Genomic DNA, 25,087 nt, shown 5'->3' with positions numbered 1-25,087 from the left:
CCTTAGTGCAAACCAAACACGTTGAGCATGGTGGAAAGCTTCACACCGGTTTCACGCCATTCGCCCACCGGAGAGGAGGCAGGCACAATGCCCGCGCCGGCAAACAGGCGAACGGTATTGTTATGCAGCCGCGCGCAGCGGATGGTCACCACCCACTCGCCGTTCCCTTCGCTGTCGCACCAGCCGACGATGCCGCCGAACAGCTCGCGATCAAACGGTTCCAGCTCGGCAATCAGCGCTTTCGCCGCCTGATGCGGGAAGCCGCTCAGGGCAGGCGTCGGGTGCAGCAGGCAGGCCAGCGTCAGGGCGTTCTCGTTTTCACGCGCCTCGCCCTCCACCGGCGTTGCCAGGTGCCACAGCGTTGGCGTGGTAATGAGCTGCGGAGAAGACGGCATGCTCAGGTGATGGCTGCGCGGTTCCAGAATCGCTTTCATCGCCTGGGTGACCAGGTCGTGCTCGTGGCGATCTTTTTCGGACGCCAGCAGCTTATTACCCGCCTCGCGATCCAGTACATCGTCCGGCTGACGACGCGCGGAGCCTGCCAGCGGCAGCGAGCTAAAGTGCGCGGCCTCTTTGCGCAGCAGCAGTTCCGGGCTGGCGCCGAGCAGCACACCCCCGTCCTCCAGCGGTACGTGGAAGTTAAAACTGGCCGGATTCTGGGCGATAAGGCGCTCCATCAGGACACCGCTGTCCAGCTTTTTGTCAGCCGCGATATCAATCAGGCGCGACAACACCACCTTGTTCACCCGCGGGGTGGCGGTGAGCGACGCTGCACGCGCGACCATCTCTTCAAACACGGGCTGCGCAGGGATCTCGGTGCGTTGTTGCACCTTCAGCGCCTGTGAACCGGAGAAATAACGTGCGGATTGCTGACGCGCAGGACGGGAAAAGGTCTGCCAGCGTTGCGGAATAAACAGCGACGACGGCTTGCGGGTATCAAAGGGAATGGCCCCCACCATCACCGGATGGGCAATGCCGCTGGCTTTCGCATTCCGGAAAGCCTGGGCTAATTTTTGCTGGAAGTGACCTGCCGGATCGTCGCCGCCGACGGCGGGTTCACTGAAGCGGGCAAAACAGCCGGAGGTGGTAAAACTGCGGTAAGGCGACATAAAGAAAAAGCTGTCTGATGGCAGCGTGGTCGCGGTGTGCTGAACTTCCTCAGCCAGGGACGTGTCCATATCATCCTCCACAAACGATAAAAGAAGCAATAATGATTATCATTTATATTTTCGTCGGCTAACCTAATCCCACAGCGTCCCGCTGTCAACCGCCGGACAAATAACTTGTTCGACAAACGCTTGCATCCCTCCCCGGCAACCATGAAAATGAGAAGCATTATCTTCAATAAAAACAGGATGCCGCTCTGTGAAACTCCTTGCCATATGCCGCAATGCCATTCTTCTGACAGGATTTTTTGTTTTAGGACTAACCTCAGCGGTCGCCGCCGACTGGCCGCGTCAGGTCACCGACAGCCGTGGCGTTCATACCCTTGAGCACAAACCGACGCGCATTGTCTCCACCAGCGTGACCCTGACCGGCTCCCTGCTGGCAATTGATGCGCCGGTTATCGCCAGCGGTGCGACCACGCCGAATAACCGCGTCGCGGATGCGCAGGGTTTCCTGCGCCAGTGGGGAGACATTGCGAAACAGCGTAAGGTTGCGCGGCTGTATATTGGTGAACCCAGCGCAGAGGCGGTGGCCGCCCAAATGCCGGATCTGATTTTGATCAGCGCCACCGGCGGGGATTCGGCGCTGGCGCTGTACGATCAGCTCTCGGCCATCGCGCCCACGCTTATCATCAACTACGACGACAAAAGCTGGCAGGAACTGCTGACGCAGCTGGGCACGATGACCGGACACGAAAAGCAGGCCGCCGAGCGCATTGCCGCATTTGATGAACAGCTCGCCCAGGTGAAGCAGCAGATGACGCTGCCGCCGCAGCCAGTGAACGCCATCGTCTATACCGCTGCCGCACACACGGCGAACCTGTGGACCACGGAATCGGCCCAGGGCAAGCTTCTGCACCAGCTGGGCTTTACGCTGGCGGACCTGCCTGCCGGGTTGCATACCTCGAAAAGCCAGGGGAAACGCCACGACATTATTCAGTTGGGCGGGGAAAACCTGGCGACGGGGCTAAACGGCGAAGGGCTGTTTGTCTTTGCCGGCGACCAGAAAGACGTGGATGCGATCTACGCCAACCCGCTGCTGGCGCACCTGCCAGCTGTGCAGAACAAGCGCGTCTGGGCGCTGGGAACGGAGACGTTCCGCCTGGATTATTACAGCGCGATGTTGGTGTTACAGCGTTTAGAGGCAATTTTCAGGTAATAACTGCGCCCGGTGGCGCTTCGCTTACCGGGCCTACGGGTGCAAAATGTAGGCCGGGTAAGGCGCAGCCGCCACCCGGCAAATCACACCGGAGCACTCTCCTGCCTGAACCGACGCAACTCCACCAAAACCGCCAGTAAAATCACGCCAACAACGGCTAACACTAACCCGCTGCTGCTCGCCGAGGCCACCGGGCTCATGACGGCTCCCAGTCCGCCAAGGATCGCCGCACCGATCGCATCCCCCGTCACGTTCTGCGCGGTCCACAAACCGTTAATGCGCCCGAGCATCCCCTCCGGCGTCTGGGTCTGGATCAGGGTGTACTGTAAAAGCGAGCTGATGGCGCTCAGCCAGCCAAAAATCGTCAGACACATCACCCCGAGCGCCCACACCGGCATCAGGCTGAAGAAGCCAATGGCAACAAACGAGGCCAGCGTGGCAAGCAGCATAATCAGCCCCGGACGCGCGCTCTGCGCCAGATGACCGCTGGTCAACGCGCCACACGCCGCGCCGAGCGGAATGGCGGCGTAGAGAATACCGATTTCCGAGGCGCTCATCTGCCACTCGCCCGCCAGCGCCGGGTACAACACGCGCACCGCACTCGCCATGGTCAGCAGGCCACCGAGCAGCGCAATGCCGCCAATCAGCGGGTTGCTGAACAGAAAACGAATGGCCGCCATCAGGGACTTCAGCGGATGCTCACGCGGCTGCGGCGGAGGTGGCAACAACGGCAGGCGCAGCAGCGTCAACGTGGTAATGAAGGTTCCCGCCGCCGCCAGCCCGTAGTTCCACGCCACGTTGCCGGTGGCCAGCAGCAGGCCACCCACCATCGGCGAAATCACCGAGCCGAGGCGAACGGTGAGCATGGTGATCGCCCCCGCCTGCATCAGATTCTCACGCCCCACCAGCGCAGGCGTCGCCGCCAGCAGCGCCGTCACGCCTAGCGAGGCAAAAAAACCGTCCCACAGCCCCAGGGCGTAAATTGCCATCAGCGACGGCTCCGGCAGCAAAGCGTTAATACACAGCCCGATAAAGCCCACGCCACAGGTGCCGCGCGCCAGCAGGATCAGTTTTTTACGCTCGTAGCGGTCCGCCAGCACGCCGCCGACCATCAGGCCGATAAACATTGCGCTGCCGGTTAACGTAACCGATAACCCCACCAGCCAGCTGGAGTGCGTCATGGCCTGGATCTGGACCGGCACCGCCACGCCGAGCAGCCCGAGGGACAAAATGGAGATAAAGCGCGCGATAAAAACGGCGCGATACGCCGGGTGCGTTTTGAGCAGGCTGAGGTTGAGCAGCCAGGATTTTTGATTCATGACAAAGCCTTGAGTCTATTTCTACCCATTCCATGGGCGCACATGCTAACATAGACAAATAAGATAGATAACGATAATCACTATCATTATCAAATCATGGATGTTGCTATGTCGTTTTCCTCTTCTACGGTGCGCGCCATTGCCGTGCCCGTATTATTGCTGCTGTTGATCCTTGCGATTGCACTCAGTCTGCTGGTTGGCGCGAAGTCCCTGCCCGCATCCGTTATTGTCGATGCGCTCTCCGGAAGCTGCCAGAGCGCCGACTGCGTTATCGTGCTCGACGCTCGTCTGCCCCGAACCCTCGCCGGACTGCTGGCCGGTGGTGCCCTCGGTCTTGCCGGGGCCCTGATGCAAACCCTCACCCGTAACCCGCTGGCGGACCCCGGCATTCTCGGCGTGAACTCTGGCGCCAGCTTTGCCATCGTGCTCGGCGCGGCGCTGTTCGGATTGACTTCACCTTTTGAGCAACTGGTGATGGCCTTTTGCGGCGCGCTGGCCGCCTCGCTGGTGGTCGCATTTACCGGCAGCCAGGGCGGCGGACAGCTAAGCCCGGTACGCCTGACGCTGGCTGGCGTAGCGCTCGCAGCGGTGCTGGAAGGCTTATCCAACGGCATAGCCCTGCTCAACCCGGACGTCTACGACCAGCTGCGCTTCTGGCAGGCCGGCTCGCTGGATATCCGTACTCTCGACACGCTGAAAGTGGTGGCGCTCCCGGTCATTATCGCCGCCGCCGTGGCGCTGTTGTTAAGCCGGGCGCTCAACAGCCTCAGTCTTGGCAGCGACACCGCGACCGCACTCGGCAACCGCGTGGCGCGTACGCAGCTGGTTGGCCTGCTCGCCATCACCGTCCTGTGCGGCTGCGCGACCGCCGTGGTCGGCCCGATTGCCTTTATCGGCCTGATGATGCCGCACATGGCGCGCTGGCTGGTGGGGGCCGATCACCGCTGGTCATTGCCGGTCACCTTGCTTGCCACCCCGGCCCTGCTGCTGTTTGCCGATGTGCTCGGCCGTCTACTGGTGCCAGGCGAACTGCGCGTTTCGGTGGTCAGCGCCTTTATCGGCGCGCCGGTGCTGATCGTCCTGGTACGACGCAGACGCGGAGGTGGCGCATGAGGGTTCTGACCCGTCGTTTAATAACCAGCGTATCTCTGCTGGTTATCGCCACGGTTCTGCTGGCGGTCTGGAGCCTGCAAAGCGGTGCGGTCACGCTCGATTTCGTGCAGGTCTTCCACGCCCTCACGGGCAGCGCCCCGCGCAATATCACCCTGGTGGTCACCGAATGGCGACTGCCGCGCGTGGCGATGGCGATTCTGGTGGGCGCAGCGCTCGGGGTCAGCGGCGCGATTTTCCAGTCGCTGATGCGCAACCCGCTCGGCAGCCCGGACGTAATGGGCCTGAATACCGGAGCCTGGAGTGGCGTACTGGTGGCGATGGTGCTGTTCGGCCAGCACCTGACAGCCATCACCTTTACGGCGATGGCGGGCGGTATTCTGACGTCGCTGGTTATCTGGCTCCTTGCCTGGCGCAACGGCATCGATACCTTCCGCCTGATCATCATCGGTATTGGCGTGCGCGCCATGCTGATGGCCTTTAACACCTGGCTGTTACTGCAGGCCTCGCTGGACACCGCGATCTCCGCCGGGCTGTGGTATGCCGGTTCACTCAACGGCCTGACGTGGGGCAAAACCTGGCCCGCCGCGCCGTTGATTTTGCTGATGTTTATCGGCGCGCTGCTGCTGGTGCGCCGCATGCGGCTGCTGGAGATGGGCGACGACAGCGCCTGCGCGCTGGGCGTGAGCGTTGAGCGCTCGCGCCTGATGCTGATGCTGGTGGCCGTATTACTGACCGCCGCCTCCACCGCCATCGCCGGGCCGATATCCTTTATTGCGCTTGTCGCCCCGCACATCGCCCGGCGTCTTAGCGGCACCGCGCGCTGGGGATTAACCCAGGCGGCGCTGTGTGGATCGCTGTTACTACTGGCCGCCGATCTCTGCGCCCAGCGGCTGTTTATGCCTTATCAACTGCCGGTGGGCGTGGTAACCGTCAGCCTCGGCGGGATTTACCTCATCGTCTTGCTCGTTCAGGAGTCACGCAAGAAATGACAGACACAACAACCCGCTTGCGCGGCGAAAACCTTACCCTTAGCTACGGCAAAAAAATCATTGCCCGTGATTTAACCGTCGCTATTCCGGACGGCCACTTCACGGCGATTATCGGCCCGAACGGCTGCGGCAAATCAACCTTGCTGCGCACGCTGAGCCGCCTGATGACCCCGGTTGAGGGCAGCGTGTTTCTGGACGGAGAGCAGATCCAGCGCTTCGCCAGCAAAGAGGTGGCCAGGCGCATCGGGCTGCTGGCGCAAAACGCCACCACGCCGGGGGACATCACGGTGCAGGAACTGGTCTCGCGCGGGCGCTATCCGCACCAGCCGCTGTTTACCCGCTGGCGTAAAGAGGACGATGAAGCGGTAAACCGCGCGATGCAGGCGACGGGGATTACCGCTCTCGCCCAACAAAGCGTCGACACCCTTTCCGGGGGCCAGCGCCAGCGCGCCTGGATTGCGATGGTGTTAGCGCAGGAAACCTCCATCATGCTGCTGGACGAGCCAACAACGTGGCTGGATATCAGCCATCAAATTGACCTGCTGGAGCTGCTGAGCGAGCTGAACCGCACCCAAGGATATACGCTGGCGGCGGTGCTCCATGATTTGAACCAGGCGTGCCGCTACGCGACGCATCTGATTGCCTTGCGCGACGGTGAGATTGTGGAGCAGGGCGCGCCGAAGGAGATTGTGACGCCGGATCTGATCGCGCAGATCTACGGTATGCGCTGCATGATTATTGACGATCCGGTGGCGGGGACGCCGCTGGTGGTGCCGCTTGGAAAACGTGCGGTTTGATGCCCTCACCCCAGCCCTCTCCCACAGGGAGAGGGAGCAAACCCAACAAACATCAACCACGGATCCGTAGGCCGGGTAAGGCGTAGCCGCCACCCGGCGCTTTTGACGTTACCCCAATATCCCTTTCAATACCGGCCCAATCTTCTCAAACGCCTGCGGCGAAATGATATCCACGTGGGCGCAATCCTGGCTATGCACCGCAAGCTCCGCCACCCACGGTGCCCAGGCGATCTGCGGCTCCATCGTGCGCGTGCGCTCGGCGACAAACAGCGTCGCTTTGCCGTCAAACCGCGCGCTGTGCGCCGTGGTGAGCAGGCGCACCGCATCGGCGTAGTTGCCCTCGATGGCGCCAAACAGCTCACTGCTGCCCTGCCCCTGCTGCGCGGCGATAAACGCCTGCCGCTCGCGCTCAATTTCCGCCAGCACTGCCGGGTCGAGGCCGTTGGCCTCTTTCTCCGCCCAGTTCTGGGTTTCCGGTGGCCAGGTATCCAGCAGGCCAAGGAACGCCACCTCTTCACCCTGCGCGCGCAAACGAGCGGCAATAGCCTGCGCCAGCGTGCCGCCGAGGGAATAGCCGAACAAATAATACGGCCCCTGCGGCTGCTGCTTACGCAGCGTATTCAGGTGATGATCAATCACCCCATCCAGATCCGCACACTGCTGCATCGGCCCTTCCGGTCGGGGAGACTGAATGCCGGTGATAGACCAGCGCGGGCTGAGGTGGCGCGCCAGGACGCTGAACTGCCAGGCAAAACCGGACGCCGGATGGAAGCAGAACAGCGTCGGGCCATGGCTTTCACGCAGCGGCAGAACGGCTTCATGCCCCAGACGCTGCGCCTGCTCGTCGTTCATTTTTAAGTCCAGCAGCGCACTGAGCTTGCTCACCGTCGAGGCGACCATAATCTGCCCCGGCGTGACCTTGCGGGCGAACGTGCGGCTGAGCTGCGCCGCCAGCCGCATCGCCAGCAGCGAATGGCCGCCGAGGGCAAAGAAGTCGGCTTCGATATCGTTCACCTCGCAATCCAGCAGCGCGGCAAACGCCTGCGCCACGCCGATTTCGGTGTCCGTTTCCGGCGCGCGTCCGGTGGTTTTGCTGGTCAACTCCGGCAGCGGCAGCGCCTTGCGGTCGAGTTTGCCGTTCGCGCTGAGCGGCAGCGCGCTGAGTTGCAGCAGCACCACCGGCACCATATGCGGCGGAAGCTGCGCCTTCAGCGATTCCAGCAGCGCATCGCGATCCAGCGGTAAACCGGATTCGGAGACAACGTATCCCACCAGCTGGCGGGCATCACCCCCCGTTGCCGCCGCCTGGTTGAACACGCAGGCATGCGCCACGGCCTGCGCCACGTCCGGCAGCGACAGCATCGCCCGGTCGATTTCGCCCAGCTCAATACGCTGGCCGCGAATTTTTAGCTGATCATCGCTGCGGCCCAGATATTCTACCGCCCCGTTATCCAGCCAGCGGGCGACGTCACCGGTGCGATACATCCGCTCGCCCGGCGCGAACGGGTCGGCGATAAAGCGGCTGGCGGTGAGATCCGGACGCCCCAGATATCCCTGCGCCAGCTGAATGCCGGTGAGATACAGATCCCCCGCCACGCCGAACGGCACCGGGCGCATCATTGCATCCAGAATGCGCATCCCCGTGTTCCACACCGGGAAACCAATCGGCACGCTATTGCCTTCAACGGCCGCCAGCTCAGGGCCAAACGCCGGATACCAGCTCACGTCCACCGCCGCTTCGGTCGGGCCGTAGAGGTTGTGCAGCGGCGCACGGGTGAGCTGCTCCCACTCGCGGCACAGCCCGGTCGGCAGCGCTTCGCCGCTGCAGAACACCTGCTTAAGCGTCCTGCAGCAGTCGACGTTTTCCGGCGTCAGCGAGGCGACAAACGCCGCCAGCATCGACGGCACAAAGTGGGTCGTCGTGACGCCATACCGGGCGAAGAAGCTCTGCATCGCCTGCGGGTCCCGGTGCGCGTCCGGCTCGGCCATCACCAGCTTCGCCCCGGCGATAAACGGCCACCAGAACTCCCAGACCGAGACGTCAAAGCTGCACGGCGTTTTCTGCGCCACCACGTCATTCGCTGTCAGCGGGTAGTGGTTCTGCATCCACTTCAGGCGGTTAACGATGGCGGTATGCCCAACCATCACCCCTTTCGGACGCCCGGTTGAACCCGAGGTAAAAATGATGTACGCCGTCTGCTCCGGTTTCGCCACGCGCAGAGGCTCAGTACCCGCAGCAGGCAAAAGCATGTTGTAACTAAACGAAGCTATGGGCAGTTCGCTAAAGCGCGGAAGCTGCTCATCGGTGGTAATCAGCAGGGACGGCTTTGCGTCCTCCAGCATCATCCGCAGGCGGTCGTCCGGGTAACCGGTGTCCAGCGGTAACCACGCGGCGCCGGCTTCCACAATGCCGTGCAGGGCCAGCGTCAGGAATACCGAACGCGGGAGGGCCACCGCCACGCTGTCGCCCGGCTTCACGCCGCGCGCACGCAGCAGGTTTGCCAGCGCGACCACCTGCTCGCGCATCTGGCGGTAGTTCAGCTCGATGTGCGCATCCGCCAGCGCGGGGGCGTCCGGCGTCCTGCTCGCCTGTTCCGCCACCAGCTCCGCGAGCGTGGTGGAGGGTAGCGCCAGCCCGGTGTCATTGATGCGCGCAAGCTGCGCGTACTCTTGCTCTGACACGGTTTCCACTTCCCCACATCGCAGGTCCGGGTTAGCGGCAAACTGCACCAGCATCGCGTTCAGGCGCGCGACGTGGCCCTTCAGCGTTGTTTCATCGTAACGCTGTTTGCTGGCGAGAATTTCAATGCTTAATCCGCCCTGCTCGTCCGGGAACAAGGCCAGCTCGAGATCGTTCACCGGTCCGGTCGCCAGCGTGTGGGTGATGGCCTCTACGCCGTCGAGTTCCAGTTGATAATCGAACACCTTAACGTTCAGCACCGGGCCAAACAGGGCTTCATCACCCGCCGCCTTACCGCTGTCGCGGAGAATTTGCTCCGCGTCGTAGCGCTGATGGCGGCGCATTTTTTTCAGCTGGCTCGCCAGACGCAGCGCCAGCCCAGGCAGGCTCTCCTGCGGATCGATATTCACCGCCAGCGGCAGGACGTTGAGCACCGGTCCGGTTGCGGTCAGCGCGACGGAGCCCATGCGGCGCATAAAGATAAACCCGGCGGCGTAGTCCAGACGCCCGGTCAGGCGGCCCAGCCACAGCGCGACCAGCGCAAGCGCCAGATCGGTACGCTGAACCTGCCCTGCAGCCTGCGCAAGCTGGCTAAACGCGCTGCTGTCGGCAACGATTTTCAGGCGCAGGATGTCAGTTGTCGCGGCGCGCCCCGGCAGCGGCGCGGAAGAAAGAGAGACCGGAGGAGGAAGCTGTCTGCGCTGCGCTGCCCAGAAGTCACCGTCGCGTGCATACGCCTCGCTTTCACGATAGCGCTGATACTCTTCCACCACCTCGGCGAAGGGTGAAAAAGGAGAAGGTGGCGTGGGGTCGCCCTTTTTCCATGCGGCATAAATGGCGGCAATCTGGCGGGTAATCGCCGGGAAACTGAAGCCATCCACCACTAAGTGATGATAACGCTGATACCAGTACCAGCGTTCTTCCCCCACCTGAATCAGCAGATGAAACGCCAGCGGTTGACCGCTGTCGACGCGCAGGTTCTGGTTGAGATCGGCTTCCATCAGCGCCGCGGCGGCATCATGAGAGTCCACGCGAACGATGGACGGTTCCGGCAGCATGACGGTTTCATCCACCCACTGCCACACCTCACCGTTATCTTCGGCAAAACGCATCCGCAGGGTATCGGCCTGCATCATGCCTTCAGCAATGGCTTTTGCCAGCAACGGCGCGTCGATATCGCCCTTTAGCTCAGTGTAGTGCGCCACGCTCCAGGTATTTGGCAGCGCGGACAGCTGCTCCGCCATCCAGATACCGGGCTGGGCGGCGACAAGCGGAAGACGGCTCATGCGTTTTCCCCCGCAAAATACGACGGCTCAAGCGTCTGCCAGTGTTCCGCCAGCCACTGCTGGCACACGTCCTGAGGCTGCGCTTCGCATACCACGCGCCAGCCCGCGGGCAATTCGCACTGCTGCGGCCACAGGCTGTACTGCCCCTGGTCGTTTTGCAAAATGACAAACTGTCCCTGCGGATTATCGAAAGGATTGCTGAATTCCATACAGACTCCGTTATTGAATAAGCGGCTGCCAGAGGGTCATCAGCCCCTGCGTCAGCCCACCGCGCCAGCAAAGCGCGTCGTGTCCGCCGTCAACCTGACGCCAGTAAACCTGCTGCGCGTGCAATTCGGCGTAAATCGCCTGATTCACGCGGAAGATAAGCGGTTCGTTGCGCCCGGCCTCAAGGACGATGCGCAGTCCGCGTGCGGTTTTTTCACCCGCTTTAAGCTGCCCGATGAGTAGCCCCTCCTGCTGTGCGCCGCGGTGCGGCCACCAGTAGGAACCGGACTGACTGAGCACGCAGCCAAAGCGCTGCGGCCAGTTGAGGCCCGCATAAAGGGAGGAAAGCCCGCCGAAGCTCTGACCCGCCGCCACGGTACGGTCGGCGCGGTCGCTGAAGGGGGCAATGCGTTGTATCTGTGGGAGGAGTTCTTCCTGCACCGCCAGCCAGAAATCGGGGTTGCAGGGCAGCTCGCGGCTGCGGTGTGCGGTATCAATCACATCAATTAAGACATAGACCGCCGGGGGCAGTTTGCCTTCACGGGTAAGCGCGGCCAGCGCGGGCCAGACGGGCATGCTTTCGGCCCAGAACTGGCCATCAAGCAGCACCGCCAGCGGGCGCTCGGGGTTTTCCTCCCCGGTGGTAAAAATCCAGACTCGGCGGCGGTTTTTCAGGCGTGCGCTTTCCCAATCAATGCAGACCGGCGCGTGGTGGGGCGTATCAGGACGATCCCAGCCTGGCTGAACGGGTGCGCCCGGCATTTCCAGCGCCGAAACGGCATGACCGCGGCCACCGCGCCAGCTCTGCGGGTTAAGCGGGTCGGAAACCGCGTGCGGCAGCAATTTACCCCAGCCTTCGCGCAGCGCCATACGGTCCGGACTCTCGCCTTCAAACACCGCGTCGGCAAAATCGTTTTCATTCACGGAAGGGATAAAACAGTAGCTCCCCCGCCACGCGGGACTGAACTCTCCCTCCCACTGCCAGACGTCGGTATCCGGGATGCGTTTGAGGGACTGCGGGCGGGCATTTTGATGGTGATCGGTCACGCCGGTGATATTGAGCCAGACGTGTTTAATCGGTGACGAGGTCTGCGTTCCGTTCGGATCGCGCCACCAGAACGTGACGCGAAATTTACCGTTTTCAGGTTTCAAGTCAGGCCCGCTTTTCGACTGCCACCACGCTTCACTGCCCGTTGTTAACGCCGTCACCCTTATAACCTCATGTTTAACAGACTTTTTTGTTTCAGGACAAATTTTATTGATAATATTATTGATAACTATTTGCATTTGCAATAGCGTAATGCCCGCGCTGTGGGAAGCGCGTTCATGAATAACCATAAAAGCGGGACGTACAATGAATAAGAAGATTCACTCTCTGGCCTTGCTGGTCAATTTAGGGATTTATGGCGTCGCGCTGCCCGCCATGGCAGACGACAACGCCGCCTCCGCGCAGCACGAAGACACGATGGTGATCACCGCCGCCGAGCAAAATTTGCAGGCGCCGGGCGTATCGACCATCACCGCCGATGAGATCCGTAAAAACCCGCCCGCGCGAGACGTGTCGGAAATCATCCGCACCATGCCGGGCGTGAACCTCACCGGTAACTCCACCAGCGGCCAGCGCGGGAATAACCGTCAGATTGATATCCGCGGCATGGGCCCGGAAAACACCCTGATCCTGATCGACGGTAAACCGGTTACCAGCCGTAACTCCATCCGTCTGGGCTGGCGCGGCGAGCGTGATACCCGGGGCGATACCGGCTGGGTACCGCCGGAGATGATCGAGCGCATCGAAGTGATCCGTGGTCCGGCGGCCGCCCGCTACGGCAACGGCGCGGCAGGTGGCGTGGTCAACATCATCACCAAAAAATTCGACGACCAGTGGCACGGCTCCTGGAACACCTACCTGAATGCGCCGGAACATAAAGATGAAGGTTCCACTAAGCGCACCAACTTCAGCCTGAGCGGCCCGCTGGGCGGCGATTTCAGCTTCCGCATGTTCGGTAACCTGGACAAAACCCAGGCCGACGCGTGGGACATCAACCAGGGCCATCAGTCTGACCGTACCGGCGCCTACGCCAACACCCTGCCCGCAGGTCGTGAAGGTGTAGAGAACAAAGACATCAACGGCGTCGTGCGCTGGGACTTCGCCCCCATGCAGTCCCTGGAGTTTGAAGCAGGCTATAGCCGCCAGAACAACCTTTATGCGGGCGACACGCAGAACACCAATAACGACAACGCGCTGGTGAAGAAAAACTACGGCAAAGAGACCAACCGTATTTATCGCCAGAACTTCGCGGTGACCTGGAACGGCGGCTGGGATAACGGCATTACCACCAGCAACTGGGCGCAGTACGAACACACCCGCAACTCCCGTCTGGGCGAAGGGCTGGCTGGTGGGACGGAAGGTCTGTTTAACAGCGATAAATTCACCGACACCGATCTGGCCGACGTGATGCTGCACAGCGAAATCAATCTGCCGATTGATTTCCTCGTTAACCAGAATCTGACCCTGGGCACCGAGTGGAACCAGCAGCGCATGAAGGATTCGACCTCCTTCACGCAAACCCAGCAGGGCGGCACCATTCCGGGCATGAGCAACGACCGTAGTCCGTACACCTCGGCGGAGATTTTCTCCCTGTTTGCGGAGAACAACATGGAGCTGACCGACAGCACCATGCTGACCCCTGCCCTGCGCTTCGATCACCACACCATCGTCGGCAATAACTGGAGCCCGTCACTTAACCTGTCGCAAGGTCTGGGGGATGACTTCACGCTGAAGATGGGTATTGCGCGGGCTTACAAAGCGCCAAGCCTGTATCAGACCAACCCGAACTATCTGCTCTACAGTAAAGGCCAGGGTTGCTACGCAAGCGGCGACGGCGTCGGCTGCTACATGATGGGCAACGACGATCTGAAAGCCGAAACCAGCATCAACAAAGAGATCGGTCTGGAGTGGAAACGCGACGGCTGGCTGGCGGGCGTGACCTGGTTCCGCAACGACTACCGCGACAAGATTGAAGCGGGCTATGCGCCAATTGGCCACACCTCTTCCGGCAAGGTGCAGACGGATATTTACCAGTGGGAAAACGTCCCGAAAGCGGTGGTTGAAGGGCTGGAAGGCTCCCTGAACGTGCCGGTCAGCGACACGATCAACTGGACCAATAACATCACTTACATGCTGCAGAGTAAGAACAAGGAGACCGGCGACCGTCTGTCGATCATTCCGGAGTACACGCTAAACTCGACCCTGAGCTGGCAGGTGCATCAGGATGTGTCGCTGCAGTCAACCTTCACCTGGTACGGCAAGCAGCAGCCGAAGAAATACAACTACAAGGGTGAACCGGTAAGCGGGTCAGAGAAAGACGAAGTTAGCCCGTACAGCATCGTTGGCCTGAGCGCGACCTGGGACGTGACTAAAAACGTCAGCCTGACCGGCGGCGTGGATAACGTCTTCGACAAGCGCCAGTGGCGTGCGGGTAATGCCCAAACCACGGGGAATGCCACCACCGGCGCGTATATGTACGGTGCGGGAGCGTATACGTATAATGAGCCGGGTCGCACGTGGTATATGAGTGTGAATACCCATTTTTAAGGCACTGAAGTAAACCTTCCCTCTCCCCTCCGGGGAGAGGGTCAGGGTGAGGGGAAACCATGCACGCAACCCACAGCACGTTCATTCTCGCCGATCGCACCGTTCACCGCGTCACCTTCGACCCCACCACCTTTACCGACGCCGATCTCCTCTGGCTTCCCCATCACGCCGAGCTTTCAAACGCCGGACGCAAACGCAAAGCCGAGCATCTTGCCGGGCGCATCGCCGCGGCGCACGCCTTACCGGACCACACCGTACCCGGCATCGGCCCCAGCGGGGAACCACTCTGGCCACAGGGAGTGTCTGGCAGCATTACCCACATCAGCACGCAGGCCATGGCTGTCGTTACGCGCGACCACCCTGCGCTTATCGGCATTGATTGCGAAACGATCCTCCCCGAAAACGAAGCCCGGGAAATCAAAGACGGCATTATTGATGCGCAGGAAGAGAGCGTCCTTTCCCGCTCGGGTTACCCGTTCGCCCTCGCCCTGACGCTGGTGTTTAGCGCCAAAGAGAGCCTGTTCAAAGCCCTCTTTCCGCAGGTGCAGGCCTGGATGGGATTTGACAGCGCCCGCGTCATGCAGCTCGTCGATAAGACGCTTACGCTGGCATTGACCTGCCAGCGCGCGGGCTATCCCGAAGGCACCGCCTTTACCGTTCACTGGCAACAGCACGGCGAACAGGCGATCACCCTGCTGTCACACTCTCCTGTCGACGGGCCTTCACGCTGGTGACCACAAACGTCACGATAAACACGACCGCGAACAGCACGACGATAGTCGGGGCAGGCGCGCTGTCGAGATAAAATGACGCATAGACGCCGCTTACGGACACGAGCGCGGAAACGGCTACCGCCACCAGCAGCGCCATGTGGAAGCGCCGGGTGATCAGCACCGCCACCGCGCCGGGCGCAATGAGCAACGAAATCGACAGAATAATCCCCACCGCTTTCAGCGTCGCCACGATAGTCAGCGAAACCATGCACAGTAATCCATAGTGCAGCCAGCGAGTGCGCAACCCGCTCGCCTGCGCCTGCTGATAATCAAAGCAGAACAGCAAAAAGTCCCGCCACTTCAGGCCAATCACCAGCGCAATCAGCCCCGCCACAATCCCGCTTTGCAGAATGTCCATCCCGTTAATACCCAGCATATCGCCGAACAGAATATGGTCGAGATGCACCTCGGGTTTGACGGCGATGTAGAGGATCAACCCGGCACCGAACATGCCGGAAAAGACGATCCCCATAACCGTATCCTGCTTGATGCGGCTGTTGTCTTTCAGGTATCCGGTGGCGACCGCGCAGAACAGACCGGCAACGAATGCGCCCAGCGCCAGCGGCAGCCCCATCATCCAGGCCAGCACGACGCCGGGAAACACCGCATGGCTCATGGCGTCGCCCATCAGCGCCCAGCCTTTGAGCACCAGAAAAACCGACAGCAGCGCGCAGGGCACGGCGACCAGGAGTGAAATCAGCAGCGCGTTGTTCATAAACGCAAACTGGAAGGGTTCAAGGAGCAGCGCGATCATGGGTGGACCTCCTGCGCCTGACGCGCCCGGCGGCGGCTGGTGAGCAGCCCGTGCTTCGGCGCAAAGACGAACGCCAGCAGGAACAGCAGCGTCTGGGCGACCACGATAATACCGCCGGTCGCGCCGTCGAGATAATAGCTCGCCCACGCGCCGAGGAAGCTGGTAATGCTACCCATGGCGACGGCAATCATCAGCAGTCGCGGGAAGCGATCGGTCAGCAGCCACGCGGTCGCGCCGGGCGTGACCACCAGACAGATCACCAGAAATGCGCCGACGGTTTGCAGCGCAGCCACGGTGGAAACCGCCAGCAGGGTAAAGAACAGGATCTTCAGACGTTCAGGACGCAGACCGATGGCGCGGGCGTGGTTCTCATCAAAAAAGGTCACCATCAAATCTTTCCATTTGAACAGCAGAACAAGCATCGACACCACGCCGATAATCGCCAGCTGGACGATGTCTTCCGGGGCAATGGCGAGGATATTCCCGAGGACGATAGTCTGAATATTCACCGAGGTCGGGTTGAGTGAGACAATAAACAGCCCCAGACCGAAAAAGGAGGAGAAGATCAGCCCGATGATGGCGTCCTCTTTCAGGCGGCTGCGCTGGTTGAGAAACAGCATACTGCCCGCCGCCAGCCCGCCCGACAGGAACGCCCCCAGCGAAAACGGCAGCCCGAGCATGTAGGCTCCCGCCACGCCCGGTACGATGGAGTGCGAGAGCGCATCGCCAATCAGCGACCAGCCTTTGAGCATCAAATAGCACGAGAGAAACGCGCACAGCCCGCCCACCATCGCCGAAACCCACATCGCGTTCAGCATGTACTCGTAGCCGAAGGGTTCCAGAAGTACGCTCATTTTACCTCCTGACGGTGCGTCACGAAGGGGCGTTCATCGTCGGTAATAATGCGATCTTCAGAGCCGCTGAGCACCACGTGGCGCAGCACGCCGCTGAAGGCGCGCTCCAGATTTTCGGCGGTAAAGGTAGTTTCCGTCGGGCCGCTTGCCAGCACGGTACCTTTGACCATGACCGTGTAATCGCAAAACCCGGAGACGGAGCCTAAATTGTGGGTCGATACCAGCATGGTTTTGCCCTCATCGCGCAGTTCCCGCAGCAGGCTGATAATTCTGGCTTCAGTTTTAACGTCCACGCCGGTAAACGGCTCGTCGAGCAGGATCACCTCGCCCTGCTGGGCAATCGCCCGCGCCAGAAACACGCGTTTCTTTTGCCCGCCGGAGAGCTCGCCAATCTGCCGATGGCGCAGCTCAAGCATATCCACCCGTTTCAGAGCGTCGGTGACGATCTGCCGATCCAGCGCTTTTGGCCGACGCAAAAAACCCATATGTCCGTAGCGGCCCATCATCACCACGTCTTCCACCAGCACCGGGAACGACCAGTCAACCTCTTCCGACTGCGGCACGTAGGCGACCAGGTTCTGACGGAGCGCCCGGTGAGGCGGTAATCCCAGAATAGTGATCGTGCCGCTTGCCGCCCGTACAAAGCCCATCACCGCCTTAAACAGCGTAGATTTGCCGGAACCGTTCACGCCGACCAGTGCGGCAATCGAACCGCCCGGCACGCTGAACGAGGCATCACGCAATGCGGTATGACCGTTACGGTAGGTCACGGTCAAATCGGTTACGACAATCCCCTTCTGCATGGTTACTCCTTCATGCCGTCACGGATGCCCTGCACCAGCGTGCGGGTCGTGACGTTCAACAGATCGATATAGGTCGGCACCGGGCCGTTTTCTGCGCTCAGGGAGTCAACGTACAGCACGCCACCGTAATGGGTATCGGTTTCCCGTGCCACCTGGCGCGCGGGTTTATCGGAGACCGTACTTTCGCTGAACACCGCCGGGATGCGATGTTTTTTCACCAGATCGATAACCTTGCGCACCTGCTGAGGCGTGCCCTGCTGATCGGCGTTGATCGGCCACAGGTAAAGCTCTTTCAGGCCCAGATCCCGCGCCAGATAGGAGAACGCCCCTTCACTGGTGACCATCCAGCGTTTATCTTCCGGGATCTCCGCAACCTGCTTACGCAGCGGTTCGAGGGTGGCGGTGATCTTCTGCTTATAGGCTTCAGCGTTGCGCTGATAGGTCTGCGCATTCGCCGGGTCGTACTTCACCAGCGCGTCACGAATGTTATCGACGTAAATCAGGGCGTTATCCGGAGACATCCACGCGTGCGGGTTGGGTTTGCCGTTATACGGCCCTTCCCCGATCCCCATCGGCGTAATGCCTTTGGTGACAATCACTTCCGGCACGCCGTTCAGATGCTGATAAAACCGCTGGAACCACAGCTCAAGGTTCATGCCGTTGGCCAGGATCAGCTGCGCCTTCTGGGCGCGCTTGATGTCGCCGGGCGTCGGCTGATACTCATGGATTTCAGCGCCCGGTTTGGTGATGGAAGTGACTTCTGCGGCGTCCCCCGCCACGTTTTTCGCCATATCCGCTATGACGGTAAACGTGGTGATGACCTGGAATTTTTCAGCCGCCTGTGCGCCCGCGGTGGCCGCGGTCAGTAGCAGCGAGCTGAACAACAGACGCTTCAATCCTTGCAGTAGGTGCATCGCAGAACTCTCCTGAAGTGGTTAAAAATATACCGAAATTAGCCTTAGCTATATTGTATAGCACAGGCTATAATCAAATGAAAATAGTTATCATTATTGATTTTGGCGCGACGGGTGACGCTGCGCGAAACTGGTGCCGCCGCCCCGCCCTTTACGATGACAAAACCTTTTGTCTTCACCTTAAAAAGCATTCGTTTCGATGAGACTATAACCCCTTCAAAAAACGCGTATTACCACCAACTTTGCGAATTTAGCGCGCGGAGAAAGCCGTCAGCAAAACCTGCGTTAGGCGCTGAATACCAGCAGGACGCGCCAGCACTTCGACCCCCCCTTTATTGAACACCTGAACGGCGTGGATTTTGAGAAGCGCGAAGTGGTGAAAATCCGCAATCGCTATGACGCGAGCGTGCCGGCGGTGGTAGGTGCGCTATCGCGCCTGAAGCCGGTCTTCGTTGAAGATGCGAAAGGCTGGCCTGGGAGTTTGCCCGCATCCTTAACCAGGAGGCGAAAGAGCTTGAGGCGGCGGGCGTGGACATTATCCAGTTCGACGAACCGCGTTTAACGTCTTCTTTGACGAGGTGAGCGACTGGAACGCGCGGCAAGCTGGCCACGCTGAGCGCGGGGGCAGAAATTGTGCGCAGGGAGCTGCTGGGGAAATAAGCACAACGTTCAGACAGGGGTAAAGGGGGCCAGATGGCCCCCTTTCGCTTATCGCCGCGAATAATGTGCTAGCGGTAGGTCAGGGTGAAGGACGCCGTGGCGCTCACCGAGCCTGACCGCGCATTCGCTGAAGTCATGTAATACGCGGCCTTGAAGGGAATATTCACCACCTCCCCCGGCGAGGTGGTCGTGCCGTATTTAATTAACTTGCCGAACTGTACCGGCGCATCATTATATTTCAGCTGAATGCCCAGGCCTTTTGCCGTCGAGCTACTGTTTAACCCCAGGACGCCGTTGGCAGCATCGGCAAGCGGGCTGACGTTATCCAGCGTTACATTCACCGCGGTCTGTTCACCACAAATAAGCGGGATGGAAAACGTTACCGGATTCTGGGTGCTGCCCACGCCGTTAAACTTCGGCAACAGCGCAATCCCCATATTGATATTCAAATTTTTATCCTGAATCTGACAGGATGCAGTGCTGATGTTCATCGGCGAAAAGATATATTTATAAAGCGGCAGGCGTTTAATATTATTACTGACCGGCGTGCTGTATTCCATATTTAGCGTCAGCGCCGGTATTGAGCCCGTCGCGGGGGTAGTGCTGGTTTTAATCAGCTCGAAGGTATCCGTGAACGTTGATACGCCATTCTGGAGGATCCCTCGCCTCCAGCTCGCATTATTGAGATTCATCCGGGTGACAAACTCGCTGCTTTGCGTGGTGCTGGAAAAGTTCTTCCAGCGGATGCCGATGCCCGGAACCTCCGTCGCCCGCACGTTGGCCAGCGGCGAGGCGCCATAATCCGCATTCGTCCCCGAGAGCTGAATAAACCACGAGCCATCATATCCAATTTGCTGGCCCTCAGGATCGCACGTCATGGGGTTAACGGTGGTTATCGTCGCTAAAACCGTTCCAACGGGCGCATCCCGCTGAACGACAATATTCCGATCTACGTTCACCGCGACGTCGTTTGCAGAACACAGCGCAAAAGCATTCAGAGATATAACGCTTCCCACTGCAGCCGTCGCGATTTTCATTACGGTAGACATCATATGTTCCTTCATTTAGGTGAGGCTTAGGCCTTCTCTCGCCAAAGTCATCATGCGCGTCAAGGCCATGAGAAATTTAACGGCATGCCGCGGTGGTACGCTGAATTTTCCCCGGTAAGGCGTTCAAGGTTATTTTGGCGCGGCAGGTTTTCGCCCCCCACCTTACAGTGATAGTGTCCCCATCATTCAGGCCGCTCATATAAACCTCGCCATCGCTTCCCACAATGCTCATCGTGTCGCTTTCGTTAAGCTTTACCATTGCGCCAAAGGGCACCGGCGAGTTTTGATACAGGAGCGTTATCAAGGCCCTGTACCCCGTTCGCGCGTTGAATGTGGCGCGCACCACGGCACCGCGCGTCGGCACAACGTTGACCACGGATTCGGCCACATCCACGTCCGGTCCCAGCGAGCCGGTGTCTATCGCAATCCGGTTTTCCTGGTAGGCGCTGGCATAGGGCACCACCGCGTAGCCGCGCCAGTCCGTTCTAACGCCGGGGTTGTTGCGTACCCTTACGCCGGGCGCGCCCTGCGCCTCCAGCAGCACAACGGTATCTCCCAGCGGCTGCGAGAAGGTCACGCCGTGTTCATGACCCACGATCCCCCCCTGCAGGCCGAAGTTCAGCTGGCTATTCTGTCGGCTATGGTTGTAACCCGCGCTCACGGTGCCGTAGCCGCCCTTATAGGTTCCACTCACGGCGCTTCTCGACTCCCCGCCCGACGAGGTATAGCCCTGCTGGACCAGGTAGCTCAGGTTGTTATCGGCAAGCGCGGTGCCGCTCAGCCCCACCTGATGCGTTTCAGGACCGTTCTTTTGCATATTCACGCTGTAGCTGGCCCAGCTTTGCGGTAGCCATTTGCTCAGCGGCACCTGCAGGCTAAAGGCCAGAATCTGGTCCTTACGGTTTTTGCCCGGCGTTTCACTGTAGGTGTAGCCGAGCGAGTAGTTGATGTCGCTGATACTGGTGTTAAAGCCGGTGCTGACGTTGCGCTCATAGCCTCGCTTGCTCCAGTAGTCCTGCTGATAGGCCGAAATATAAAAGTTTCCCCAGCTCTGCAGCGACTGGCTGAGGTTGAGCTGCAGTCGGCTTCGCTTGTTGTAGCGCTGGCTGCTAAATTCATTCACTTCCTGGAAGGTATAAAACCCTTCCGTAGAGTAGCGATAGCTGGCGAGCGTCACGGTGGTAGCGGTCGTGGCCACCGTTTTCGAATACTGCACGCGATAGGACTGCCCGCGGCTGCGGCGTTTTTTCTCATCATCAAGCTGGCTGTCGGCAACAGTAACGTCAGCCGACAGCGAGCCAATGTCGCCAAAGCTGAGACCCGTACCGAGCACGCCAGACGCATAGTTGCTCGCCCCCAAAACGCCACCGTACAGCGTGAGATGATTGGAGAGGCCATAGGCCAGCGTGCCCAGCCCAAATGAGGGGGTTTCCGCGCCATGCTTCGTTGTTCGATACTCCCCTGCGCTCAGCGCATACTTCACGCGGCCTTCCCGCAGCATGACGGGAACCGCAGAGAATGGCTGCACGAAATGCTGGACGCTGCCGTCGGCTTCGGTGACGACAATGTCCAGATCGCCGCTCGCCGAGGTAGGATAGAGATCGCGAATTTCAAAGCTGCCGGGCGCCACGTAGGTTTGATAAACCGTGTAGCCGTTTTGCTTCACGGTGACCGTGGCGTTGGTGCGGGCGATCCCTCGAATGACAGGAGCGAAGCCGCGCATGCTCTCCGGCAGCATGGTGTCATCAGAAAAAATCTGCGCACCGCGAAACATCACGCTGTCAAACACGTCGCCCGGGGTACTGGTTTCCCCCACCTGGAACTGCCCCCTCAAAAACTGGACGTCGCGGCTCAGGGTCGTATTCAGCGACGAAAACGACTGTTTCCCGTTGTTCTTGGTCACGGTGCTGTAGTTGCGCAGGCGCCACGGCCCCGCGTTAATACCGCTTTGCAGGTTGGTATAAAGCTGATCCTGCGTCTCACCGTACCGGCTCCAGCTGCGCGACCCGTTGATGCTGTAATTGACCAGCAGCGCAGAAATGCCCTGGTTCCAGAGCGACGGATCAACGGTGCCGCGCGCGCGCGCGTTGAGCGCCGATTGCGGGATAGAGATGTCCAGCCTCTGCCTGTCAAAATCCAGCCGGGCGGTAGCGTCCGGTATGAATGCGCCGGGGTCGGTAATAATCGTCTCGACCGGAAGCATGGCTAATTCAGGAAATGCTTTAACCCTGACGCCGAGCGACTCAAGCTCTCTGCGGTTAAGTTCCGGCGCCAGCCCGATGCCGTTTACAGGAACAAAAGAGATATTTTCCGTTCGGATATAATTTTCATTAAGCCAAATTTCTACCCTGTAGGTGCCGGGTAACTGCTCTCCGCGCTCGAAGCGGCCCAGATCGATGCCCTGGGAAGTCGAGTGTATTTTTTCAAGCGCATCAGCCATAAAATAGAGTTCGCCCGCGCCCGCGGGAAAAACGCCCGAAATAAAAAGCGCTATCGTCGAGAGTCGACTTACGCGGTGAGGCCACGAGCCAGAGAAAAAACCATATCGGGAATAAGAAACAATATTCACTTTGCTTACCTGCGCGAGTGACATAGCGTGTTGTTAATATTTTTTATTTCAGCATCTGGCGCTTTTCTGTCGTTACGCCACCAAAATCATTTATGGCTTTCCACGCCACCTGCTTTCCACTGCCGGCGACCGTTACGGAACTCAAGGGGGAAATCATTGGCGGCGGCGCGATCGTTTTATTGCCAACCGTTAATGAATAAAGAGAAACGTAGAACGGCGTCGGATTATTAATCACCAGGCGTTCGCCGCGCGGTTCAAACGTCAATCGCGTCCATGCCTCACCCGCATTTTCCGACGCCAGAGCCGCAGGCCGGTAGAAAAGCTTCATGCGCGTCTTAACGGCAATAAGCAGCCTGTTCTCATCTGACCGGGTCATTGAGGGAATTGATTTTACGTTAAGCCAAAATACAGACTCTCGGTTTTCAGGCAGCGACGTCTCGCCGGTATAAATGACCCGCAGCGTATTTTCATGACCACCGTCGAGGCGGAACAGCGGTGGCGTGACGATAAAAGGAACCTGCTCCTTCGAGTTTTCGCTTAATTCAATCCATGACTGAATTAAATAGGGGACAGCATCCTTACTGTTACTCACAGGGAGTGAGGCTTCGTTTTCAGCTCCATTATAAATTAAGCGCGTTCCGCCAACGGTTATGCTGGCCTGGCCCGGCAGGGAGAGTAGGCAAGTGCCTAATAATACAATCGTTCGAATAAGTTGACTCATCATACTTCCCCGATATTCCAGCAGGAAAAAATGGGGCGTACCCTGGGTACGCCCGGCTTATTACTGATAGGTAATGGTAAAATCTGACGTTGCGTTTGCCGTACCCGCAACTACGGCAGCCTGCGTTGCCTTATATTTCGCCACGAAGGTCATTTTGTTGCTGTTAGCAGGATCTTCGCCTGTGCTGGTGTCAAGCGTGATGCTCTTAGACTGGGTCGCCAGCGGGATTGCGGTGATGCCATCTTCTTCATAGAACGCCACACCGACGCCTTTAGCCGTTTGACCGCTGTTCAGCGCAAGAATATTGGTGTCGCTGCTGTCCGCCGTGCCGTCAAACTTAACGGAGGCAGAGGTGACGGCCGCAGGGCAGTTATTCAACACAATGCTAAAGCGGGTTGCGGCAGCAACGGCCCCGGCCGCGTTGAACGAGCTCTTTGGAATTTTACCAAGGTTAACGGTCTGGTTCGCCGTATTGGTATCAATCGTACAGGCAGAATCCAGAATGGTGCCTGTAAAGTTGATCTGTCCATCGGCTGCACTGGCGGCAAAGGTTATTCCAGAAACGGATGCTGCCATAACCATATTTCGAATGACACTGTTTAACTTCATTTGCATAGCTATATATCCTTAGGATTGAAGGTATCTGCACAACGTTCACTGTTGCGCAGGAAGAGCGGAACTGGACCGCTAAATTTATGTTCGTTTAAGCCAATAAATAGACGTTATATCGTTATGAGCATCTCAGGCTTTGCGATGATAAAAGTAAAATAAGTTGTTTCATCTCCAGACCATTGCCTAACGCCAGTCGACTTCTAACATAGTAATTTTTGTTAATTTCGTATTTATTTTTAATTCGGCACTGGCTCGTCGATTTATCATAAATTTTCAGGAGAAAGTTCAAATGGTCGTCCGACAGTCGCGTCGACAGCCTCTGATACAGCACGTCTTTTAATACGCAGGGGTTTTCATTCGCCCGATGTTTAGAGGCGCGCTCGCACAGCTGCTTGAGATCCTTAAGCGTAGTAACAAGGCGGAAGAATTTTAAAAAGCCGTTCTCCGCATTGTTCTCTGGCGCAATAAAATAGGTAAGGCGCATTAATCCCCTCGCCGCAAGGCGATAATAGAGCCATCGGATATTCTCGCTACTTTCTCCTATTGTATCGATGAGAATGTAAGATTTATCCAGAATGGTCGCGCTTACTAAGAACTCCAGCCGATTGTCAAAATAAAATATTTCTCTATTGGCTGAGTTCAATGTTTTAATTGCCTGCCTCATGGCAAAGTTTCTTGAAAAAACTAATAGCACCGTCAAAACTCATTCCTTATGAAATTTATCATCGTCAATGTGAAGAAGGTTTTACAACATATATCCGTTCTAACGAACCGAAGTCGATTTTGTACGCTTTCCCATAGATTCTGGTAAAAGGATATCGTTCAAAGCCCACGGTATTAAATGCGTTCTGGATTTTCTTCATCATGGACAACAAATAGGATTTCGAGCACCGTAGTCCATAATCATCAAACACGTGTATGATGATGTCATTATCGTAGACAATTTCGTTATCCATCCCCGCCAGGAGATACTCGAACAGTCTTGCTTTCGTCATGCCGAATCTTTTAATACGTCCATTCTTGATATTGATAAGCGTTCTGGTTGAAAGCCGGTACTCAAGATGATG

The 25,087-nt window shown here is 58.8% G+C and carries 20 protein-coding genes and 2 pseudogenes; 8 read left to right on the top strand and 14 right to left on the bottom strand.

Features of this window, described 5'->3' with window-relative positions; genetic code table 11:
- Positions 1 to 2: 2 nt before the first annotated feature.
- Entirely contained in the window at positions 3 to 1,178 is a 1,176-nt protein-coding gene (gene entC, locus ABFI50_RS14995; protein ID WP_180261969.1) for an isochorismate synthase EntC, read from the bottom strand.
- 187 nt (positions 1,179 to 1,365) lie between these two features.
- On the opposite strand from entC, the gene fepB reads away from it, so the two are divergent.
- Positions 1,366 to 2,325, top strand: a complete 960-nt coding sequence (fepB, locus tag ABFI50_RS14990; protein ID WP_180261970.1) for a Fe2+-enterobactin ABC transporter substrate-binding protein — start codon at positions 1,366 to 1,368, stop codon at positions 2,323 to 2,325.
- An 83-nt stretch (positions 2,326 to 2,408) separates the two neighbouring features.
- Here fepB and entS read toward each other — a convergent pair whose 3' ends face one another.
- Positions 2,409 to 3,644: an enterobactin transporter EntS gene (entS, locus tag ABFI50_RS14985; RefSeq protein WP_014882948.1), complete on the bottom strand. Its 1,236-nt coding sequence runs from the start codon at positions 3,642 to 3,644 to the stop codon at positions 2,409 to 2,411.
- Between the two features lie 108 nt (positions 3,645 to 3,752).
- On the opposite strand from entS, the gene fepD reads away from it, so the two are divergent.
- From fepD to fepC, 3 genes are read left to right on the top strand one after another with little or no spacing between them, the layout of a single operon-like run.
- A complete protein-coding gene (fepD, locus tag ABFI50_RS14980; RefSeq protein WP_347484409.1) occupies positions 3,753 to 4,757 on the top strand; it encodes a Fe(3+)-siderophore ABC transporter permease in 1,005 nt (334 codons plus the stop codon).
- A complete protein-coding gene (fepG, locus tag ABFI50_RS14975; RefSeq protein ID WP_347484407.1) occupies positions 4,754 to 5,746 on the top strand; it encodes an iron-enterobactin ABC transporter permease in 993 nt (330 codons plus the stop codon). Before fepD ends, fepG begins: the two co-directional genes overlap by 4 nt.
- A complete protein-coding gene (fepC, locus tag ABFI50_RS14970) occupies positions 5,743 to 6,543 on the top strand; it encodes an iron-enterobactin ABC transporter ATP-binding protein (RefSeq protein WP_347484405.1) in 801 nt (266 codons plus the stop codon). Before fepG ends, fepC begins: the two co-directional genes overlap by 4 nt.
- A 108-nt stretch (positions 6,544 to 6,651) precedes the next feature.
- Here fepC and entF read toward each other — a convergent pair whose 3' ends face one another.
- The 3 genes from entF to fes are packed head-to-tail and all read right to left on the bottom strand — an operon-like array spanning position 6,652 to position 11,925.
- The gene (gene entF, locus ABFI50_RS14965) at positions 6,652 to 10,509 is read right to left on the bottom strand and encodes an enterobactin non-ribosomal peptide synthetase EntF (RefSeq protein WP_347484403.1); all 3,858 of its coding nucleotides are present in this window, start codon (positions 10,507 to 10,509) and stop codon (positions 6,652 to 6,654) included.
- A complete protein-coding gene (locus tag ABFI50_RS14960; RefSeq protein WP_014882944.1) occupies positions 10,506 to 10,718 on the bottom strand; it encodes an MbtH family NRPS accessory protein in 213 nt (70 codons plus the stop codon). Before ABFI50_RS14960 ends, entF begins: the two co-directional genes overlap by 4 nt.
- 10 nt (positions 10,719 to 10,728) lie before the next feature.
- A complete protein-coding gene (gene fes / locus ABFI50_RS14955; protein WP_014882943.1) occupies positions 10,729 to 11,925 on the bottom strand; it encodes an enterochelin esterase in 1,197 nt (398 codons plus the stop codon).
- Positions 11,926 to 12,070: 145 nt separating this feature from the next.
- Here fes and ABFI50_RS14950 point away from each other — a divergent pair, with 145 nt between their 5' ends.
- Both ABFI50_RS14950 and entD read left to right on the top strand, forming a co-directional pair.
- Positions 12,071 to 14,311: a TonB-dependent siderophore receptor gene (locus tag ABFI50_RS14950; protein ID WP_023332349.1), complete on the top strand. Its 2,241-nt coding sequence runs from the start codon at positions 12,071 to 12,073 to the stop codon at positions 14,309 to 14,311.
- A gap of 59 nt (positions 14,312 to 14,370) precedes the next feature.
- On the top strand, positions 14,371 to 15,045 hold the full coding sequence (entD, locus tag ABFI50_RS14945) for an enterobactin synthase subunit EntD (RefSeq protein WP_347484400.1): 675 nt from the start codon (positions 14,371 to 14,373) through the stop codon (positions 15,043 to 15,045).
- Here entD and ABFI50_RS14940 read toward each other — a convergent pair.
- Genes ABFI50_RS14940 through ABFI50_RS14925 form a run of 4 tightly spaced genes read right to left on the bottom strand, consistent with a single transcriptional unit; the run spans position 14,999 to position 18,409 of the window.
- Positions 14,999 to 15,838: a metal ABC transporter permease gene (locus tag ABFI50_RS14940; RefSeq protein WP_014882940.1), complete on the bottom strand. Its 840-nt coding sequence runs from the start codon at positions 15,836 to 15,838 to the stop codon at positions 14,999 to 15,001. The two genes, entD and ABFI50_RS14940, sit on opposite strands and share 47 nt — an antisense overlap.
- Positions 15,835 to 16,692, bottom strand: coding sequence for an iron/manganese ABC transporter permease subunit SitC (gene sitC, locus ABFI50_RS14935; protein WP_347484399.1), 858 nt, complete (start codon positions 16,690 to 16,692; stop codon positions 15,835 to 15,837). The genes ABFI50_RS14940 and sitC overlap by 4 nt, the downstream gene beginning before the upstream one ends.
- A complete protein-coding gene (gene sitB, locus ABFI50_RS14930) occupies positions 16,689 to 17,495 on the bottom strand; it encodes an iron/manganese ABC transporter ATP-binding protein SitB (protein WP_032637233.1) in 807 nt (268 codons plus the stop codon). The genes sitC and sitB overlap by 4 nt, the downstream gene beginning before the upstream one ends.
- Positions 17,496 to 17,497: 2 nt before the next feature.
- On the bottom strand, positions 17,498 to 18,409 hold the full coding sequence (locus tag ABFI50_RS14925; RefSeq protein ID WP_023332345.1) for a metal ABC transporter substrate-binding protein: 912 nt from the start codon (positions 18,407 to 18,409) through the stop codon (positions 17,498 to 17,500).
- A gap of 156 nt (positions 18,410 to 18,565) precedes the next feature.
- Here ABFI50_RS14925 and ABFI50_RS14920 point away from each other — a divergent pair.
- Positions 18,566 to 18,695: pseudogene (locus tag ABFI50_RS14920) on the top strand (putative oxygenase MesX); the annotation flags it as partial.
- 18 nt (positions 18,696 to 18,713) lie between these two features.
- Positions 18,714 to 18,999 (top strand): annotated as a pseudogene (locus tag ABFI50_RS14915) (methionine synthase); the annotation flags it as partial.
- A 138-nt stretch (positions 19,000 to 19,137) separates the two neighbouring features.
- Here the strand turns inward: ABFI50_RS14915 and ABFI50_RS14910 are convergent.
- The 5 genes from ABFI50_RS14910 to ABFI50_RS14890 all read right to left on the bottom strand — a co-directional run bounded on the left by ABFI50_RS14910 (position 19,138) and on the right by ABFI50_RS14890 (position 24,714).
- Positions 19,138 to 20,121, bottom strand: a complete 984-nt coding sequence (locus ABFI50_RS14910; RefSeq protein WP_241449015.1) for a fimbrial protein — start codon at positions 20,119 to 20,121, stop codon at positions 19,138 to 19,140.
- A 73-nt stretch (positions 20,122 to 20,194) separates the two neighbouring features.
- The gene (locus ABFI50_RS14905) at positions 20,195 to 22,558 is read right to left on the bottom strand and encodes a fimbria/pilus outer membrane usher protein (RefSeq protein ID WP_347484396.1); all 2,364 of its coding nucleotides are present in this window, start codon (positions 22,556 to 22,558) and stop codon (positions 20,195 to 20,197) included.
- Between the two features lie 172 nt (positions 22,559 to 22,730).
- Entirely contained in the window at positions 22,731 to 23,411 is a 681-nt protein-coding gene (locus ABFI50_RS14900) for a molecular chaperone (protein ID WP_032628755.1), read from the bottom strand.
- A gap of 57 nt (positions 23,412 to 23,468) precedes the next feature.
- Positions 23,469 to 24,023 (bottom strand): fimbrial protein, encoded by a 555-nt coding sequence (locus ABFI50_RS14895; protein WP_347484394.1) that lies wholly within the window; start codon positions 24,021 to 24,023, stop codon positions 23,469 to 23,471.
- Positions 24,024 to 24,138: 115 nt separating this feature from the next.
- The gene (locus ABFI50_RS14890) at positions 24,139 to 24,714 is read right to left on the bottom strand and encodes a hypothetical protein (protein WP_230278590.1); all 576 of its coding nucleotides are present in this window, start codon (positions 24,712 to 24,714) and stop codon (positions 24,139 to 24,141) included.
- Positions 24,715 to 25,087 lie beyond the last annotated feature (373 nt).

Origin of the sequence: Enterobacter sp. HNDS-6 (genome assembly GCF_039850505.1) — a bacterium.
GTDB classification, from domain to species: domain Bacteria; phylum Pseudomonadota; class Gammaproteobacteria; order Enterobacterales; family Enterobacteriaceae; genus Enterobacter; species Enterobacter kobei.
This window is presented reverse-complemented; position numbering and strand designations above follow the sequence as displayed.